The 15,034-nt window shown below is 68.9% G+C and carries 12 protein-coding genes; 4 read left to right on the top strand and 8 right to left on the bottom strand.

Annotated elements, in window-relative coordinates; genetic code table 11:
• Positions 1-26 precede the first annotated feature (26 nt).
• The 7 genes from pheA to Q1M07_RS11495 all read right to left on the bottom strand — a co-directional run bounded on the left by pheA (position 27) and on the right by Q1M07_RS11495 (position 10,282).
• Positions 27-1,118, bottom strand: a complete 1,092-nt coding sequence (gene pheA / locus Q1M07_RS11525) for a prephenate dehydratase (protein ID WP_300454018.1) — start codon at positions 1,116-1,118, stop codon at positions 27-29.
• A gap of 64 nt (positions 1,119-1,182) precedes the next feature.
• The gene (gyrA, locus tag Q1M07_RS11520) at positions 1,183-3,819 is read right to left on the bottom strand and encodes a DNA gyrase subunit A (protein ID WP_300454016.1); all 2,637 of its coding nucleotides are present in this window, start codon (positions 3,817-3,819) and stop codon (positions 1,183-1,185) included.
• A 270-nt stretch (positions 3,820-4,089) separates the two neighbouring features.
• Positions 4,090-5,730 carry a tetratricopeptide repeat protein gene (locus tag Q1M07_RS11515; RefSeq protein ID WP_300454015.1) on the bottom strand — a complete coding sequence of 547 codons (1,641 nt, stop codon included), beginning with the start codon at positions 5,728-5,730 and terminating at the stop codon, positions 4,090-4,092.
• Positions 5,711-7,045, bottom strand: a complete 1,335-nt coding sequence (locus Q1M07_RS11510; protein WP_300454014.1) for an AAA family ATPase — start codon at positions 7,043-7,045, stop codon at positions 5,711-5,713. The genes Q1M07_RS11515 and Q1M07_RS11510 overlap by 20 nt, the downstream gene beginning before the upstream one ends.
• A 128-nt stretch (positions 7,046-7,173) precedes the next feature.
• Positions 7,174-7,935, bottom strand: coding sequence for a zf-TFIIB domain-containing protein (locus Q1M07_RS11505; protein WP_300454013.1), 762 nt, complete (start codon positions 7,933-7,935; stop codon positions 7,174-7,176).
• Positions 7,928-9,328, bottom strand: coding sequence for a PIG-L family deacetylase (locus tag Q1M07_RS11500; protein WP_300454012.1), 1,401 nt, complete (start codon positions 9,326-9,328; stop codon positions 7,928-7,930). Before Q1M07_RS11500 ends, Q1M07_RS11505 begins: the two co-directional genes overlap by 8 nt.
• Positions 9,329-9,385: 57 nt before the next feature.
• On the bottom strand, positions 9,386-10,282 hold the full coding sequence (locus tag Q1M07_RS11495) for a GNAT family N-acetyltransferase (RefSeq protein WP_300454011.1): 897 nt from the start codon (positions 10,280-10,282) through the stop codon (positions 9,386-9,388).
• On the opposite strand from Q1M07_RS11495, the gene Q1M07_RS11490 reads away from it, so the two are divergent.
• The 4 genes from Q1M07_RS11490 to Q1M07_RS11475 all read left to right on the top strand — a co-directional run bounded on the left by Q1M07_RS11490 (position 10,281) and on the right by Q1M07_RS11475 (position 13,989).
• Positions 10,281-10,511, top strand: a complete 231-nt coding sequence (locus Q1M07_RS11490; RefSeq protein WP_300454009.1) for a hypothetical protein — start codon at positions 10,281-10,283, stop codon at positions 10,509-10,511. The genes Q1M07_RS11495 and Q1M07_RS11490 overlap by 2 nt on opposite strands.
• Before the next feature lie 113 nt (positions 10,512-10,624).
• Positions 10,625-11,533 carry a glycosyltransferase family A protein gene (locus Q1M07_RS11485; RefSeq protein WP_300454007.1) on the top strand — a complete coding sequence of 303 codons (909 nt, stop codon included), beginning with the start codon at positions 10,625-10,627 and terminating at the stop codon, positions 11,531-11,533.
• 34 nt (positions 11,534-11,567) lie between these two features.
• Positions 11,568-13,019: a hypothetical protein gene (locus Q1M07_RS11480; protein WP_300454005.1), complete on the top strand. Its 1,452-nt coding sequence runs from the start codon at positions 11,568-11,570 to the stop codon at positions 13,017-13,019.
• Positions 13,020-13,029: 10 nt separating this feature from the next.
• The gene (locus tag Q1M07_RS11475) at positions 13,030-13,989 is read left to right on the top strand and encodes an N-acetylmuramoyl-L-alanine amidase (RefSeq protein WP_300454004.1); all 960 of its coding nucleotides are present in this window, start codon (positions 13,030-13,032) and stop codon (positions 13,987-13,989) included.
• Between the two features lie 49 nt (positions 13,990-14,038).
• Here the strand turns inward: Q1M07_RS11475 and Q1M07_RS11470 are convergent, their stop codons facing one another.
• Positions 14,039-15,028 (bottom strand): NAD(P)H-dependent glycerol-3-phosphate dehydrogenase, encoded by a 990-nt coding sequence (locus tag Q1M07_RS11470; RefSeq protein WP_300454003.1) that lies wholly within the window; start codon positions 15,026-15,028, stop codon positions 14,039-14,041.
• Positions 15,029-15,034 lie beyond the last annotated feature (6 nt).

Genomic DNA, 15,034 nt, shown 5'->3' with positions numbered 1-15,034 from the left:
GGCGATCCTCGAAAGACTTGCGTTGATTAGTAGGCGGCCATCGGGTAGGAACCGAGGAGCTTGAGGTATGGCGCCCGCCGCCCGAGTTCGGCGAGCGCGCGGGCGACCGGCGGATCGTCGCGATGCCCCTCGAGATCGACGAAGAAGACGTATTCCCACAAGGTGTGGCGGGCCGGCCGCGACTCGAGCCGGGTCATCGACACCCCGGCGTCCGAAAACGGCGCCAGCAGGCCGCTCAGCGCACCCGTCTGGTTGGCCGCCGACATGACCAGCGAAGTCTTGTCGCGCCCCGACGCGCCCGCGTCGTGCCGGCCGAGGACGACGAAGCGCGTCGTGTTGTTCGGCTCGTCCTCGATGTTGCTCGCCAGTGGCGGCAGGCCGTAGCGGTCGGCCGCCGCCTGCCCGGCGATCGCCGCAGCGCCGCTTTCGCCGGCCGCGAGCTGTGCCGCCTGCGCGTTGCTGCCCACCGGAATGCGCTGCGCCTGCGCCAGCGAGCGGTTCAGCCACTCGTGGCATTGCGCCAGCGACTGGGCGTGCGAATACACCTTGCGGATTTCGCCGAGCGACGCCTCGTTCGACAAGAGATGCTGATGGATGCGCAGGACGACCTCGCCGCAGATCTTCAGCGGCGTCGTCAGCAACAGATCGAGCGTCCGTCCGATCGCGCCCTCGGTCGAATTCTCGATCGGCACGACGGCGTAGTCGGCATGCAGCGCCTCGACCTCGCGGAAAACGTCGTCGATCGAAAACTGCGGCATCAGGCGCGCCGCGTGACCGAAGTGCTTGGTCGCCGCGCTCTCCGAGAAGGTGCCGAGCGGCCCCAGGAAAGCGATGGCCAGCGGCTGCTCGAGCGACAGGCAGGCCGACATCACTTCGCGGAAGAACCAGGTGACGGTCTCGTTGGCGAGCGGCCCCGGGTTCGTCTCCTGGATGCGCTGCAGCACCTGCGCCTCGCGTTCCGGGCGGTAGCTGAACGCCGCCTCGCCGTGCCGCGCCTTGATCTCGCCGACCTGCTGCGCCAGTTTCGCGCGCCGGTTGAGCAAGGCGAGCAGTTCGCCGTCGAGGCTGTCGATCTGCCGGCGGACGACGGCCAACTCGCGCTGCAACTCGTCGCTCATCGCGCGCCTCCCGCCGGCCATCGACCGGGCCGCGCCCGGATCGTGCGAACGCCCGGCACGCGCGCTACTCCGTTTCCGGCCCGGCCGGCGAGTCGCCCGGCAATTCGGTGGGCGATTCGGCCGACGATTCGCCCGGTGCCGCGGCGTCGGCCGGTTCGGCGTCGTCCTCGCTCTCGACGATCTTCTCCAGACCGGCCAGCCGTTCGCCGGCGTCGAGCGCGATCAGCGTCACCCCCTGCGTCGCCCGGCCCATGCCGCGAATCTCGCGCACCCGCGTCCGGATCAGCACGCCGCCGGTGGTGATCAGCATGATCTCGTCCTCGTCGCCGACCAGCCGCGCGGCGACCACTTTGCCGTTGCGCTCGCTGGCCGCGATGGCGATGACGCCTTGCGTGCCGCGCCCCGAATGGCGGAAATCGGCCAGCGCCGTGCGCTTGCCGAAACCGTTCTCGGTCGCCACCAGGACGGTCTGCTGCGCATTGTCGGCCACCAGCAGCGACAGCACCTGCTGCCCGTCGGCCAGCCGCATGCCGCGCACGCCGCGCGCCGTGCGCCCCATCGGCCGCACCTCTTCTTCGTCGAACCACACCGCCTTGCCGGCATCCGAGACGAGGACCACATCCTGCGCCCCGTTGGTGATCTCGGCGCCGATCAGGAAGTCGTCGTCGTCGAGCGCGACGGCGATGATGCCTGCCTTGCGCGGATTCGAAAAATCCGACAGCGGCGTCTTCTTGACCGTCCCCTGCGCGGTGCACATGAAGATATAGCGGTCGTCGACAAACTCCCGGATGGGCAGAATGGCGCTGATCTTCTCGCCGTCCTCGAACGGGAAGACGTTGACGATCGGCTTGCCGCGGCTGCTGCGCGTCCCCTGCGGCACTTCATAGACCTTCAGCCAATAGACCCGGCCGCGGTTGGTGAAGCAGAGGATGAAGTCGTGCGTGTTGGCGACGAACAGCCGATCGACGAAATCGTCGGCCTTCATCGCCGCCGCCTGCTTGCCGCGCCCGCCGCGCCGCTGGGCGCGGTAGTCGGCCAGCGGCTGCGACTTGATATAGCCGGTATGCGACAGCGTGACGACCATGTCGAGCGGCGTGATGAAGTCCTCGATGCCGAGATCCTGCGTGCTGACGACGATCTCCGAGCGGCGCGGGTCGCCGAATTGCGCGCGGATCGCCGTCAGTTCCTCGACGATCATTTCGCTGATCCGCTCGGGGCGCGCCAGGATGTCCATCAGGTCGGCGATGCGCGCCAGCAGCTCGGCGTAGTCGGCGACGATCTTGTCGCGCTCGAGGCCGGTCAGCCGTTGCAGGCGCAGATCGAGGATGGCCTGCGCCTGCGCTTCCGAGAGCGCGTAGCCGTCGGCCGACAGCCCGTACTCGGCCGCCAGCCCGGGCGGGCGCGTCGCGTCCTGCGCCGCGCGGCGCAACATCTCGGTCACCGTCGGCGAGGTCCAGCGGCGCGCCATCAGCCCGCGGCGCGCCTCGGCCGGCGTCGGCGAAGCCTTGATCAGGGCGATGATCTCGTCCACGTTGTCGAGCGCCACCGCCAGGCCTTCCTGGATGTGCGCCCGCTCGCGCGCCTTGCGCAGCTCGAAGACGGTGCGCCGGGTCAGCACTTCGCGCCGGTGCCACAGGAAGCACTCGAGCATCTGCTTGAGGTTCAGCAGCCGCGGCTGGCCGTCGACCAGCGCCACCATGTTCATGCCGAAGGTGTCCTGAAGCTGCGTCTGCTTGTACAGGCAGTTGAGCACCACCTCGGCGACTTCGCCGCGCTTGAGCTCGATGACGACGCGCATGCCCGACTTGTCGGACTCGTCGCGCAGGTCGGAAATCCCCTCGATCTTCTTGTCGTTGACCAGCTCGCCGATCTTTTCCAGCAGCGTCCGCTTGTTCACCTGGTAGGGCAGCTCGTCGATGATGATCGCCTGACGATTGTTGCCCTTGTCCATGTCCTCGAAGTGCGTCCGGCCGCGCATCACGACGCGCCCGCGGCCGGTGCGGTAGCCCTCGCGCACGCCGGCGACGCCGTAGATGATGCCGGCGGTCGGAAAGTCCGGACCCGGCACGCGATCGATCAGCTCGTCGATCGTCAGGTCCGGGTTGGCGAGCAGCGCCAGGCAGGCATCGACGATCTCGCCGAGGTTGTGCGGCGGGATGTTGGTCGCCATGCCGACGGCGATGCCGGCCGAACCGTTGATCAGCAGGTTGGGGATGCGCGCCGGCAGAACCAGCGGTTCCTCTTCCGAACCGTCGTAATTGGGGCCGAAATCGACCGTTTCCTTGTCGATGTCGGCCAGCAGCTCGTGCCCGATGCGCGCCATGCGCACTTCGGTGTAGCGCATCGCCGCGGCGTTGTCGCCGTCCACCGAACCGAAGTTGCCCTGCCCGTCGACCAGCATGTAGCGCAGCGAAAAATGCTGCGCCATGCGCACGATGGTGTAGTAGACCGCCGTGTCGCCGTGCGGATGGTATTTGCCGATGACGTCGCCGACGATGCGCGCCGACTTCTTGTAGGGCTTGTTCCAGTCGTTCGACAGCTCGTGCATGGCGAACAGGACGCGCCGGTGCACCGGCTTCAGGCCATCGCGCGCGTCCGGCAGGGCACGCCCGACGATGACGCTCATGGCGTAGTCGAGATACGAGCGCCGCATCTCGTCTTCGAGGCTGACCGGCAGGGTTTCCTTGGCGAAAGCTTCCATCTTCCATCCGCTGATGACGCGACCTCGGAGCAATGTCGTCGTCTTGATCGAGCGCGTGATTCTAACACGCCGGCGGCGTCGCCGGCCGGGCGCCGCGCGCATCGGCGGAGATTGGGTGGAACGTTGGCCGGCGAGCGCGGCGGCGTCGCGTATCCATGCAAAGCAAGTGGTCTTTTCGCCGGCCGGCGCGCGCCGCCGACGGCAAGCGGGAAGCCTGCGCGCTGGCGGCGGCGCGGCGCCGGACGCTTACGGCGCTCGGCCGGCCGCCTCTCAGGCGCCGGCGATCGCTTCCCGCAGCGCGCGCACCCCCTGCACGCCTGACGCGTGGCCCAGCCTGGCGAAGGCCTCCTCGGCCAGCGCCAGGACTTCGCGCGCCGCCGCGCGCTCGCCGCCCAGCGCCAGCACCTGCGCCAGCAAGGCGCCGATTACGCCGATGAAATCCGGCCGGCCGAGCCGGCGGCTGAGCGCGAAAGCCTCGGCCAGATCGTCGCGGATGCGCGGCAGCCCGCCGCTCCGGTGTTCGCCGAGCTCCAGGCGAAGCCTCGCCGTCGAGTACCTGATGTGCGCGATCAGCTCGATGTCGCCCAGGCGCTCGGCCACCGGCAGCCGCTCTTCGTGCAGTGCCAGCGCCTCGGCTAGCTGCCCGCGCGACTGCAGAATGTCCGCGATCTGGCCCCGCGTCACCGCCTTCGAACGGACGTCGCCCAAGCGCTCAAAGGCCCCAAGCACTTCTTCGGCCAGGAGGCGCAGCGCCTCGCCGAGATCGCCGCGCGACTCCAGGATGTCCGCGATCTTGCCCTGCGTCACCGCCTTCTCCCGGACGTCGCCCAGGCGCTCATAGACCGGTAGCTGTTCTTCCACTCGAATACGCAGTGCCTCGTCGAGATCACCGCGCGACTGCAGGATGTCCGCGATTTGGCCCTGCGTCACCGCCATCGAACGGACGTCGCCCAGGCGCTCATAGACCGGTAGCTGTTCTTGCACCCGAATACGCAGCGCCTCGTCGAGATCACCGCGCGACTGCAGAATGTCCGCGATCTGGCCCTGCGTCACCGCCTTCGAACGGACATCGCCCAGCCGCTCATAGACCGGAAGCTGTTCTTCCACCCGGATCCGCAGCGCCTCGTCGAGATCACCGCGCGACTGCAGAATGTCGGCATGGCGACCGGCGGCCACGGCTTCGCCGCGTCGATCGCCGATGCGGCGGAAAACCTCGCGCGCCGCGCTGGCTTGCCGCAGCGCCTCCTCGGGCCGGCCGAGCGAGCGCTCGATGTCGCTCGCCTCGAGCATCAGTTCGGCGTCCGGTCCGCCCGGCTCGCCCAGGGTTCGCAGATAGTCGGCGATCTCGGCGAGTCGTCGTTCGCGCGACGCGCGCTCGGCGCCGCCGAGGAAAATCGACTCGCGGTGTACGGACTGACGCTCCGCCGGCGGATGGGAGAAATCGAGCACCGCCGTGCGCCACGCCCAGAGGTCCGGGGCTTCGCTGGCGAAGCGCGCGATGACGCCGGGTTCGAGCCACAGGATGAGGGTGCTGGGCAGATCGGCGGCCAGCGCTTCGCGGCGGTAGTTGAGCGCCTGCAGCGCGGTCGGGCCCGCCTGGCGCAACCACGCCTCGACGCCAACGAGGTGGATCGGGTTGTGCTGCGGCCCAATGCGCCGCAACGCGTCGATCAGGGCCGACGTCTCGCTCATCGACTGGAGATCGACGATCGCGGCCGACGGGTGGCGGAGACCGATGAGCGCGATCAGCCGTTGCCGGTAGGCAAAGGAAAGGCAGGCGGCGAACACCAGTTGAAAGCCGTCGCCGTGCTCGAGCAGGCGTTGCAGGCGCAACAGGTCGCCGCTGTGCCGGCCGTCGACGTCGTCCTCGCCGAAAGTCGCCGCCGGCAGGCTAGGCGCCGGGAGAGCCATCGCCGGGGACGGCGGGCCGCGCCGCTTCGGCACGGTAGGCGTCGAGTGCGCGAACCGCCGGATGCGATTGCCACCAGTAGCTGTTGTATTCGAGCAGCGCGAGATCGTAGAGCAGACGTCTGCTCTGCTCGCTGACCGGCGCGTACTCGGGGCCGGCCCGGTCGATGCGGACGAGCAACGCGAAATCTTCGGGCTGCACCAGGCGCCGGTATTCGTTGGTCAGGTGTCGCGTTGCGGTGGCGGCGACCTGAGCGCTGATCGGTCCGCGGTCGATTTCCTGGAAACAAAGCTTGACCAGCCGCAGCAGGTCGCGCGGGTGGCCGCCGGAATGCGCGATGAGACGATCGAGCGTCTCCGGCTGGTCGAAGTTGTCGACCGGCAGGCGTTTGTGGACGAACTCGCGCAGGATCCGCCAGGCCAGGGGTAGCGGCGCGGAGTCGCCCTTCTCGGCCAGTTTGACCATCGGAAGACGCACGATGGCGTCGAAGTTCTGGCCCACCTGCCCCTGTTCGTTGAGCACGCCGATCGGTGCGCAGTAAATGGAGTTGGCGCGCAACTGACGAAGCTGGTGGCTGTCGCGAATGAAGAAGTCGTCGGCCTCGCCGCCGCGCAGGCGGTCGGTGCCATCGACGACGAAGATCACGGAGCGTCCCTTGCCCTGCTTGCCGACCTCGCTTTCGACGAAGGACAGTAGCCCGTTGAAGCCACGCGCGAGCCGCGAAAAGGAGTTCCTGACGTTCTCGCGAATCTCGGTTTTGTAAGTGGCGTTGCTGCGAATCGCCGCCGTCAGCTTGGCGAACAGCCGGCCGACGAAGGGCAGCCCGCCGGCCGCCTCGGCGCCGGCCTTGATCTCGCCGCCGAGGCTGGTCGTCAAGGCCGTGTGGCGGGTGACCTCGTTGAACCATTCGCGCAAGGGGGTCAGGAAAACCTCGGGGACGGCGATGCCGGCCTGCTCGACGCGCTCGGCCAGGACTTCGGCGAGCGCCAGCGCGACGTCGGCGTAAGTCAGATTGTTGATGTCGAGAACCTGCAGGGCGTCGATGAAAACGACGAAGAAGCGTTCGGGTCCGGCGAGTTGGGCGGCGATGGCGCGCAACTCGGTGCTCTTGCCGCAGCCGCGATGGCCGCCGAAGAGAACGCACTTGCCGGACGGGATGTCGCGCAGCCGTTGGTCGACGAGATCGATCCCCAGCTCGCGCAGCAGGCGCTGGCGGCTGTAGTCGCCGCGCGCATCGTTTAAGGCCACCCGGCGCTCGTCGTCCGGGCCGAGCGGCTCGTCGTAGGCGAAATTCTTGCGGTAGTCCCAGATATCCATCGCCGCTCTCTCCCGGGGCGCCGCCTGGCGCCGTGTGGTCGCGAGTCTACCTCTTCCGGCGGCGCTCGGCCAGACGGCGCTTGATGCCGGGCCAGCCGGGCTTTCCGTCGTCGGCGCCGCTCGCCACGCTAGCGCCGCAGCAGATTCCAGACCGTTTCGATGCCGCCCAGCACGAGGTCGGCCAGGCCGCTGTCGAGCAGTTCCTGACGCTGCCGCCGGCGGGTCTGCGAGCGGGCGCGTTCGTTGGCGATCAGCGCGTCGGCGACGGCCAAGGGGTCGAGCGTCTGCTGGTGCACGGCCTGGCGGCCGAAGTCGTCGAGCGCGTTCTGCACGGCGTCGGGATCGAGGATGACGATCGGCGAGCGGCAGTGCGCGCAGACGTGCTCGCGGCGGATGTCGACCGGCGCGCCGCAGGCCGAGCAGCGGATGATCTGTACCTGACGCGCCAGCTCTTCGACCTCGGCGCGCGCGAGCTGGCGCACGAAGCCTTTTTCGATCATGAACGCCGAATGGGCGCTGTAGCGGCCGTGGCCTTGCGGGCAGCGGCTGTAGGCAAAGCGGCCGCTGCGCGTGCTGTCGAGGCAGTGCAGCAGCGGTTCGCGGCAGCGCGGGCAATGCAGGGGGTCGCGCCAGGGCTGGCGCTGGTCGGCCTGGTGCTGGTGCAGCAGGCGGAAGAGTTCGAGCACGCCGGCCGGCGCGAGCTGGGCGCTCTCGAACTCGTCGAACCAGATTCCCTGGCAGGGAAAGCAGAGGTCGAGCGCGACTTCGCCGTTGAGCTGGCGCGGGAAGCGATGCACCGCCATCGCCGCCTGGCAGCTCGGGCAGGGACGGCCGGCAGGCGCCGGCGAGGAAGCGGTGTTCCGGGGCGGGGGCGGGTTTCGCTCAGGCATCGAAGCGGCGCACCCAGAACAGCTCGTGCCGGCGAACGGCCTTGCGGAAGAATTCGTTTTCGCCGGTCGGCGGCCAGCGGCGGCCGGCCAGCACCTGTTGTATCCGGCGCCGCAGGCGCTTCTTGAGCGGCGGGCGGCCTTGCAGGTCGTGGTGCATGGCGAGCGCCATCGCCTTGTCGAGCTGCGTTTCGTGGCCCAGCGTCGGGCTCCACAGGCTGTCGGCGGGCAGCGGCGCCAACGCCGGCGGCAGCGCGATGCCGTCGCCGGCCGGGCCCATCGGCCAGCGGTCGTTGTCGTGCAGGTGGTTGGCGTAAAGCAGGGCGATTTCGGGTTTCCAGCTCGCCGACTGGACGGCCTGGTCGATGGCCAGCGAGGCGGCGAAGTGATCCGGATGCGGGTCGAGCTCCGGATGCGGGGTGACGATCACTTCGGGCCGGAAGTGTTCGAGCAGCGCCACCAGGTCGGCCAGCAGGTTGCGGCCGCAGGGCAGGCCGTCGGCGTCGGCCGGCAGGGTCAGCGGATTGTGCCGGCGGACGCTGCGTATGTCGTGCTCGCCGGACTGGCGCGAGGCGAAGGACAGGTCGGGTTGGCCGAGCATGGCCGGCAGTTGCAGACAGTAGTAGCCGAGCTGCACGCAACGGCTCTGCGGAACGCCGCCCCAGAGCGGCACGGCGAGGCTGTCCCAGCTCCGCAGGCGGCCCTTGAGACGCGCCGCCTGCGCCGCGTCCAGCCCCAGCCGGCGGTAGGCTTCGGCCTCGATTTCGCCCTGCGTCAGCGTTACCACGACGGCCTCGGGCGCCCGGCTGTAAAGTCCGAAGGCGGCCAGCTCGGCGTCGTCGGCATGCGGCGCGATGATCATCAAACGGCGCGCGGCATAGTCCGGGTGCTGGAAGGAGTAGAGCATGGCGCTCGTGGAAAGCCGGCAGAAGCGGCCTTCGATCGGCAGCTCGCCCATGCCGACGGCCAGCGCCTGGCCAGAGAGATTGAGGAAGCGCCGGCCATGCACGCCGCGTTCGAAGTCCTGCCGGTCGTCGCCGATCCAGACGTGCGGGTCGAGGAAGCGGCCCAGCCAGGTGCTGCGCAGCTCGACTTCGAGGATCAGCGTGTCGCCGGCCGCGAGCGGCGCGCCGAGCTGCAGGCGGCCGTTGGCCAGGACGACGTTTTGCGCGGCGGTGTCGGGCGGAAAGTCGTAGTGGTAGTCGTCGCGCGGCGAGTAGAACAGGTGGTCGGCCAGCCAGGCGGCGTGCGCGACCCAGGCCAGCGCGAGCAGCAACGGCACCCACCACCAGTCGACGAATATCCCGAGCGGCGCGAGCACCAGCAGGGTGACCAGCAGGACGAGGCGCTTTTGCCGGCGATGGCGCTGCAGCAGTTGTTGTTTGCGTGAACTCATGGCTGACTCGGACGATGAAGCCGCTGGCGAGGCGGCGAAGACCGGTGTGGCGCGAGGCTAGATTCTATAGACCGCCACCCGGTGGCACCAGCGGTCCTTGTATTCGCGGTCGGCACGACCGAAAGAATAGCGCAGCGGCTTGCCGAGCGCGCGCGCCTCGGCCCAGGCGGCCTGCGTATTGACGAAGCTGAGCACGCTGCCGGGACTGAAGTCGCGAGTCTGCGGGTCGACGCCGCCATTGATGTATTCGAGCGAAATCCATTTCGGCGCTTCGACGCGGTAGAGGATCTGGATGGCGATCGGCTGCTCGTCGCGCAGCAGCAGCGAGCCGGTCATGAACTCGCGCAGCAGCGCGAAGACTTCGCCGAGATGGGCCTTGCCGCGCGGCGCGAAGCCCCAGCGGCGCTGGAAGAGGTCGGCATAGATCCTGGCCTGCTGCACCGGCGAGTAATCGAGCATCGGCCGCAGGCGGCCGCCAGCCGCTTCGAGCAGGCGAAGTTCGCGCCGCTGGTTGTAGCGGAATTTCTGCGAGTACTCGTCGGGCGACCGCGCCAGCGCCAGTCCCTCGGGCTGCGGCTGCAGGCCGGCGATGCGCCCGGCATTGATTTCGGATACATAGCGCAGGCGCTGGCGCACCGGGACGCAGGCGTGCTCGGCGATGGGCAGGATGACTTCGGCGTTGCCGAGATCGAACACGCCGCGCCGCCGGCGCTTCTTCAGGACCTCCTTGGCCAGCGCCAGATGGCTGCCCCAGCAGGGAATCGCCGCCAGCAGTTCGCCGCCGGCGAACCAGCCGAGGTAGCGCACGGGGATTCCGGCCAGCCCGGCCAGCCGCTCGACGACCTGCGGATGCGTCGCCACGCTGCCGCCGAATCGCTGCCAGGCCTGCGCGTAGGCGGCGCCGTCGATTTCGCTCCAGCCGCGTTCCCGCCAGGCACGCAGCAGGCTCAGCATGGGCCATCCGGCGACGGCCGGGCGCGCGGGCGGCCGGCGGCTTCGGGCGGCCGTCCGGCAGTTCGTCCGGCGGCTGCCGGTCGCTCGTCCCGCCTCATTGCTGCCCCCCTTGCCGAAGTCGAAAAGGCGTCAATGTACATCGATTGCCGATCCGCCGGCGAAGGCTTGCATCTCGATGCAGATCCCGGACAATGCCGGAATCGCCGCCGGCTCGCCGAGCGCCGGCTGACCGGGCCGGCCGGCGAGCAGTCGCCGCAGCGACGTCGACGGGCAGCGTCCGGTGGCCGCCGTCCGCCCCGCCGGAGGAAGGTTTCGCGGCACTCGACAGGAAGCCGAAGGACCATGACCGAGCCCGCCGAAACCGTGATCAGCGTCGTCGTTCCGACCTACAACTACGCGCATCTGCTGCCGCGCGCGCTCGATTCGGTGCTCGCACAGCAGGCTGCGGATGTCGAACTGATCGTGGTGAACGACGGCTCGACCGACGACAGCGCCGCCGTACTGGCGGCTTACGCGGCCCGCCACCGGTGCGTGCGCGTCGCCGAGCAGGCGAATGCCGGCGCGGCGGCGGCGCGCAATCGGGGAATACGTCTGGCACGCGGCTCGCACGTGCTGCTGCTCGACGCCGACGACGAACTGCTGCCCGACGCCCTGGCGACGCTGCGCCGGCTGGTCGCCGCGCACCCCGAGGCGGGAATGTTTCTCGGCGCGCAGCTCAGCGTGTATCCCGACGGCCGCCAGCGGCTGCGCCCGCCGACCGCGGTTCCGGCCGGCCCACCGCTGCTCCTGGCCAGGCGCTACCTGCTGCAGAAGCGGATCTCGATCTCGCACGGCGCGGCGCTGTTTCGCCGCGACCTGCTGCTGCAGCGGCCCTACCCGGAAACGCTGCGCGCCGGCGAAGACGTTCCGGTCTTCGCCTACCTGCTGGTCAGCGCGCCGGTGGTCACCACCGGCGAGGCGCTGGCGCGCATCCACAAGCACGCCGACAGCTTGCGCCACGACCGCGAGAACGAAGAGGAACGCGCCGCGACGATGGTGCAGGAGGTTTTCGCGGCGCTGCCGGCGCCGTGCCAGGCGCTGTGCGGCCGCTACACGGCGCAACGCTACCTGTCGCTCTTCCGCGCCGCCCTGCTGGCCCGCGACCAGGCGGCGGCCCGGCGCTTCTATCTGGCCGCCTGGCGGCTGAGCCACTGGCAGGCCTTGCGCTGGACTTACCTGCGCAAGGCGATCCGCCTCTTTGCCTGGCGCTGACGCGGCGACCCGCCGCATGCTGAAAAGGATATCGATGCCGGACCTTCTTGCCCGCCTGCGCCGGATTCCGCCGGCCACCCTGGCTTTCGCCGGCAGCCTGCTGCTCTCGGGGATTGCCGTTTCCGGCACGCTGATCGTCGGCCGCGACGGCGCGCTCTATCTCGATACCGCCCAGAAAGCGGTGGACCACGGTCTGCGAGCGGCGTTTCTGGCCTTCGACTGGCCGTGGTTTTCTCTCCTGATCGCCGCCACCCACCGGCTTTCGGCGCTGCCGCTCGAATGGGCGGCGCAGTTGTGGTGCGCCCTCTTTCTGGCCGCCACCTGCGCGCTGCTGGTCGTCGTCAGCCAACGATGCGCCGCCGGCAGCGGCTACTGGGCCTGCCTGATCGTGTTGTCGGTTCCCGCCTACAACCACTTGCGCGGCGACATCATCCGCGAATTCGGTTTCTGGTTCTTTGGCCTGCTCGCGCTGTGGCTGGCGGTCGCCTGGCGCGAACACGGCGGCTGGCGGCGAGCGCTGCTCGTCCAGCTGGCAATTGCCGCCGCCAGCCTTTTTCGCCTCGAGGCCGTTCTCCTGGCACCGGCCGTGTTGCTCTGCCTACTCGGCGATCTGTCCCGGCGGCAGGGCTGGCTGAACCTGCTGCAACTCGGCGCGCTGCCGCTGGCCGGACTGGCGGCCGCGCTGCTCTCCCTGTGGTCGGGTGCCGACCTCTCGGCACAGCAAAGGATCGCCTATTACCTGACGCTGCTCGATCCGCGCAATCTTTTCGCCGGTCTCGACACGATGGCCAGCCGCTTCGCCGCGGCGGCGCTCGAGAAGTATTCGACCGACGATGCGCGGCAGATCGTTCTTTTCGGCGTGACTTCGGCCTTGCTGGTCAAGTTCCTGACGCTCAACGGGCCCTTCTGTCTGCCGCTGCTCTGGCCGGCAAGCTGGCGCAGCGTCGTCGTCTACTGGTCGCGCCTGCGGCCTTTCGCGTGGACGGCTGTGCTCTACTTCGGTGTGCTGCTGCTCTTCTTCTTCCAGCAGCGCTTCACCAACTCGCGCTACATGAGTCTTCTCAACCTGCTCGCCGTGCCCCTGCTCAGCCTGGCCTGTTTGTCGTTCGCACGACACTTCCCGCGCTTGGCGAAAGCCCTGGTCGCCGTCGCCGTGGTCGTCATGTTGAGCAACGTGATCTCGTTCGGACCCCGGAAGACGCACTATCTCGAAGCGGCCGGCTGGTTGTCGCAGAATACCCAGGCGAGCGACGCGGTTTATTACGACGATGTGCGGATCGCCTACTACGCGGGCCGGGGCTACCCGTCGATGCCGGTCGAGCGCGGCGCGCTGATGGCTGCCGATCCGGCAGCTCAGTTCCGCTACCTGGTTCTCAACCCAAAACCCGACGACCCGCTGTACCGGTCGCTGATCGAACGGCACTGGCGGGTCGTGGCTCGCTTTGCCAATCGCAAGGGCGACAGCATTGTCGTCCTCGAGCGTTAGGCTGAGCAAAATGACCACGCACCGACCAGCGCCGCGGGCGGAGTTTCTGCGGAAGCGGTTCGTCGCGCTTCGTGCGGAGCGCGCGACGTTCTTCTCGGCGCCGAAGAACCAACCCTGCCTCGGTCGGCAACTGTCTCGGCCAACCCGCCTTTTCCGCTGCCTGAAATCCGCGCCACCGGCCGGGTTGCCACGCTTCCGGCTAGCCGTTCGCCTTCTGCTGGCTGTCTTTGGCGCTCTCGCGTGCCTGGCGCTCGCCAGCTGCGGCGACCTTCCGGCGCCGCCAGCCGAGCGGACGGTCTGGGTTCCGTCGCCAAATTACAACGCCCGCCGGCCAAACTTCGTGATTCTTCACGACACGACGAACAGCGAAGCCGGACCGGCCCTGAGGACGCTCACCGATCCGGCCCGCGAAGTCAGCGCACACTATCTGATCGGCCGCGACGGCACGCTGTACCGACTGGTCGACGAGGAAAAGCGCGCCTGGCATGCCGGCGCTTCCTACTGGGGAGGCAACACCGACCTGAACTCGGCGTCGGTCGGCATCGAACTCGACAATACGGGCAGCGAACCCTACCCGGACGCGCAGATCGTCCGCCTGCTCGATCTGTTGAAAAACCTGCAGGAACGTTACCGGATCCCGGCGCACAACGTTCTCGGACACGGCGACGTGGCACCTGGCCGCAAGGTCGATCCGAGCCGTCATTTCCCCTGGCAGCGCCTGGCGGAAGCGGGGTTTGGTCTGTGGTGCCACGATCCGGCCGGCACGCCGGTTCCCCTCCTCGCCGATCCTCAACTGGCGCTCCAGGCCATCGGCTACGACATGGCCGACCCGGTCGCCGCACGGGCCGCGTTCCGCCGGCACTTTCTGGCGCTCGACGACGCGGCGGAAAGCAGCGTCGCGGAACAGGAACTGATGCACTGCCTGGCGCTCGAGAAGCGCCGCAAACCCACCCCCTGGCCCGCCCCCTGACGGGCTCGTCCACGTCGTCCGGCCGCGCAGGGCCGGACGACGGTCGCGGCTAGCTGGCCTCGATTTTCGGGTCGCGGCTGAGCAAGGTTTCGACGGCCAGCGCCGCGGGCTCGTCACGATAGAGAATGGCGTCAACGGCGCGAGTAATCGGCATGTCGATCCCCATCTGCGCCGACAAGCGGGCGACTTCGCGCGTCGTGCTGACACCCTCGGCGACATGACCGAGCTCGGTCAGGATCTGCGTCAGCGTCTTGCCCTGTCCGAGCGCCAGACCGACACGCCGATTGCGCGACAGGTCGCCGGTGCAGGTGAGGATCAGGTCGCCCATTCCCGCCAGCCCCATGAAGGTCTGCGGATGACCGCCCAGCGCCACGCCAAAACGCGCAATCTCCGCCAGACCACGCGTGATCAGGGCGGCGCGTGCGTTGAGGCCGAGACCGAGGCCGTCGCAGACCCCGGTGGCGATGGCCATGATGTTCTTTACGCCACCGCCGACTTCGACCCCCGGCAGGTCGTCGTTGGCATATATCCGGAAACGCGGACTGTGCAGGGAACGCGCCGTACGATGACCGAAGTCGGCATCGTTGGCCGCCAAAGTGACCGCCGCCGGCAGTCCGCGAGCGACTTCTTCCGCGAAGCTCGGGCCCGACAGGGCGCCGCACAAGGCCTGCGCTCCGAGTTCCTCGGCGACGATCTGGTGCGGCAGCTTGGCCGTTTCGGCCTCCAGTCCCTTACATGCCCAGAGCAACGGCTTCGCCACGCCGGCGTCGCGCAGACGGCCGACGCTGGCGCGCAGCCCCGAAATCGGCGTGGCGATCAGCAGCAGGTCGGCATCGGCGGCATCGGCGGCGAAGTCGTCGCCGATGCGCAGCGTGTCGGGAAAGCGATGGCCAGGCAGTAGACGATGGTTTTCGCGCTCTTCGCGCAGTAGGCGACGAACTTCGGCGCGCCGCGCCCAGAGCGTCACCGTGTGCCGTGCGCTAAACGCGATGGCCAGCGCCGTTCCCCAAGCGCCGGCACCGAGAACGGTCAGTCGCATACGCCC

The sequence above is a fragment of the Accumulibacter sp. genome (genome assembly GCF_029255285.1).
Classification (GTDB): domain Bacteria; phylum Pseudomonadota; class Gammaproteobacteria; order Burkholderiales; family Rhodocyclaceae; genus Accumulibacter.
This window is presented reverse-complemented; position numbering and strand designations above follow the sequence as displayed.

Bases quoted from the DNA above. Each gene is read 5' to 3' on its own strand.
- pheA (WP_300454018.1), bottom strand. From the start codon at position 1,118: ATGAGCGACGAGTTGCAGCGCGAGTTGGCCGTCGTCCGCCGGCAGATC.
- gyrA (WP_300454016.1), bottom strand. From the start codon at position 3,819: ATGGAAGCTTTCGCCAAGGAAACCCTGCCGGTCAGCCTCGAAGACGAG.
- Q1M07_RS11515 (WP_300454015.1), bottom strand. From the start codon at position 5,730: ATGGCTCTCCCGGCGCCTAGCCTGCCGGCGGCGACTTTCGGCGAGGAC.
- Q1M07_RS11510 (WP_300454014.1), bottom strand. From the start codon at position 7,045: ATGGATATCTGGGACTACCGCAAGAATTTCGCCTACGACGAGCCGCTC.
- Q1M07_RS11505 (WP_300454013.1), bottom strand. From the start codon at position 7,935: ATGCCTGAGCGAAACCCGCCCCCGCCCCGGAACACCGCTTCCTCGCCG.
- Q1M07_RS11500 (WP_300454012.1), bottom strand. From the start codon at position 9,328: ATGAGTTCACGCAAACAACAACTGCTGCAGCGCCATCGCCGGCAAAAG.
- Q1M07_RS11490 (WP_300454009.1), top strand. From the start codon at position 10,281: ATGGGCCATCCGGCGACGGCCGGGCGCGCGGGCGGCCGGCGGCTTCGG.
- Q1M07_RS11495 (WP_300454011.1), bottom strand. From the start codon at position 10,282: ATGCTGAGCCTGCTGCGTGCCTGGCGGGAACGCGGCTGGAGCGAAATC.
- Q1M07_RS11485 (WP_300454007.1), top strand. From the start codon at position 10,625: ATGACCGAGCCCGCCGAAACCGTGATCAGCGTCGTCGTTCCGACCTAC.
- Q1M07_RS11480 (WP_300454005.1), top strand. From the start codon at position 11,568: ATGCCGGACCTTCTTGCCCGCCTGCGCCGGATTCCGCCGGCCACCCTG.
- Q1M07_RS11475 (WP_300454004.1), top strand. From the start codon at position 13,030: ATGACCACGCACCGACCAGCGCCGCGGGCGGAGTTTCTGCGGAAGCGG.
- Q1M07_RS11470 (WP_300454003.1), bottom strand. From the start codon at position 15,028: ATGCGACTGACCGTTCTCGGTGCCGGCGCTTGGGGAACGGCGCTGGCC.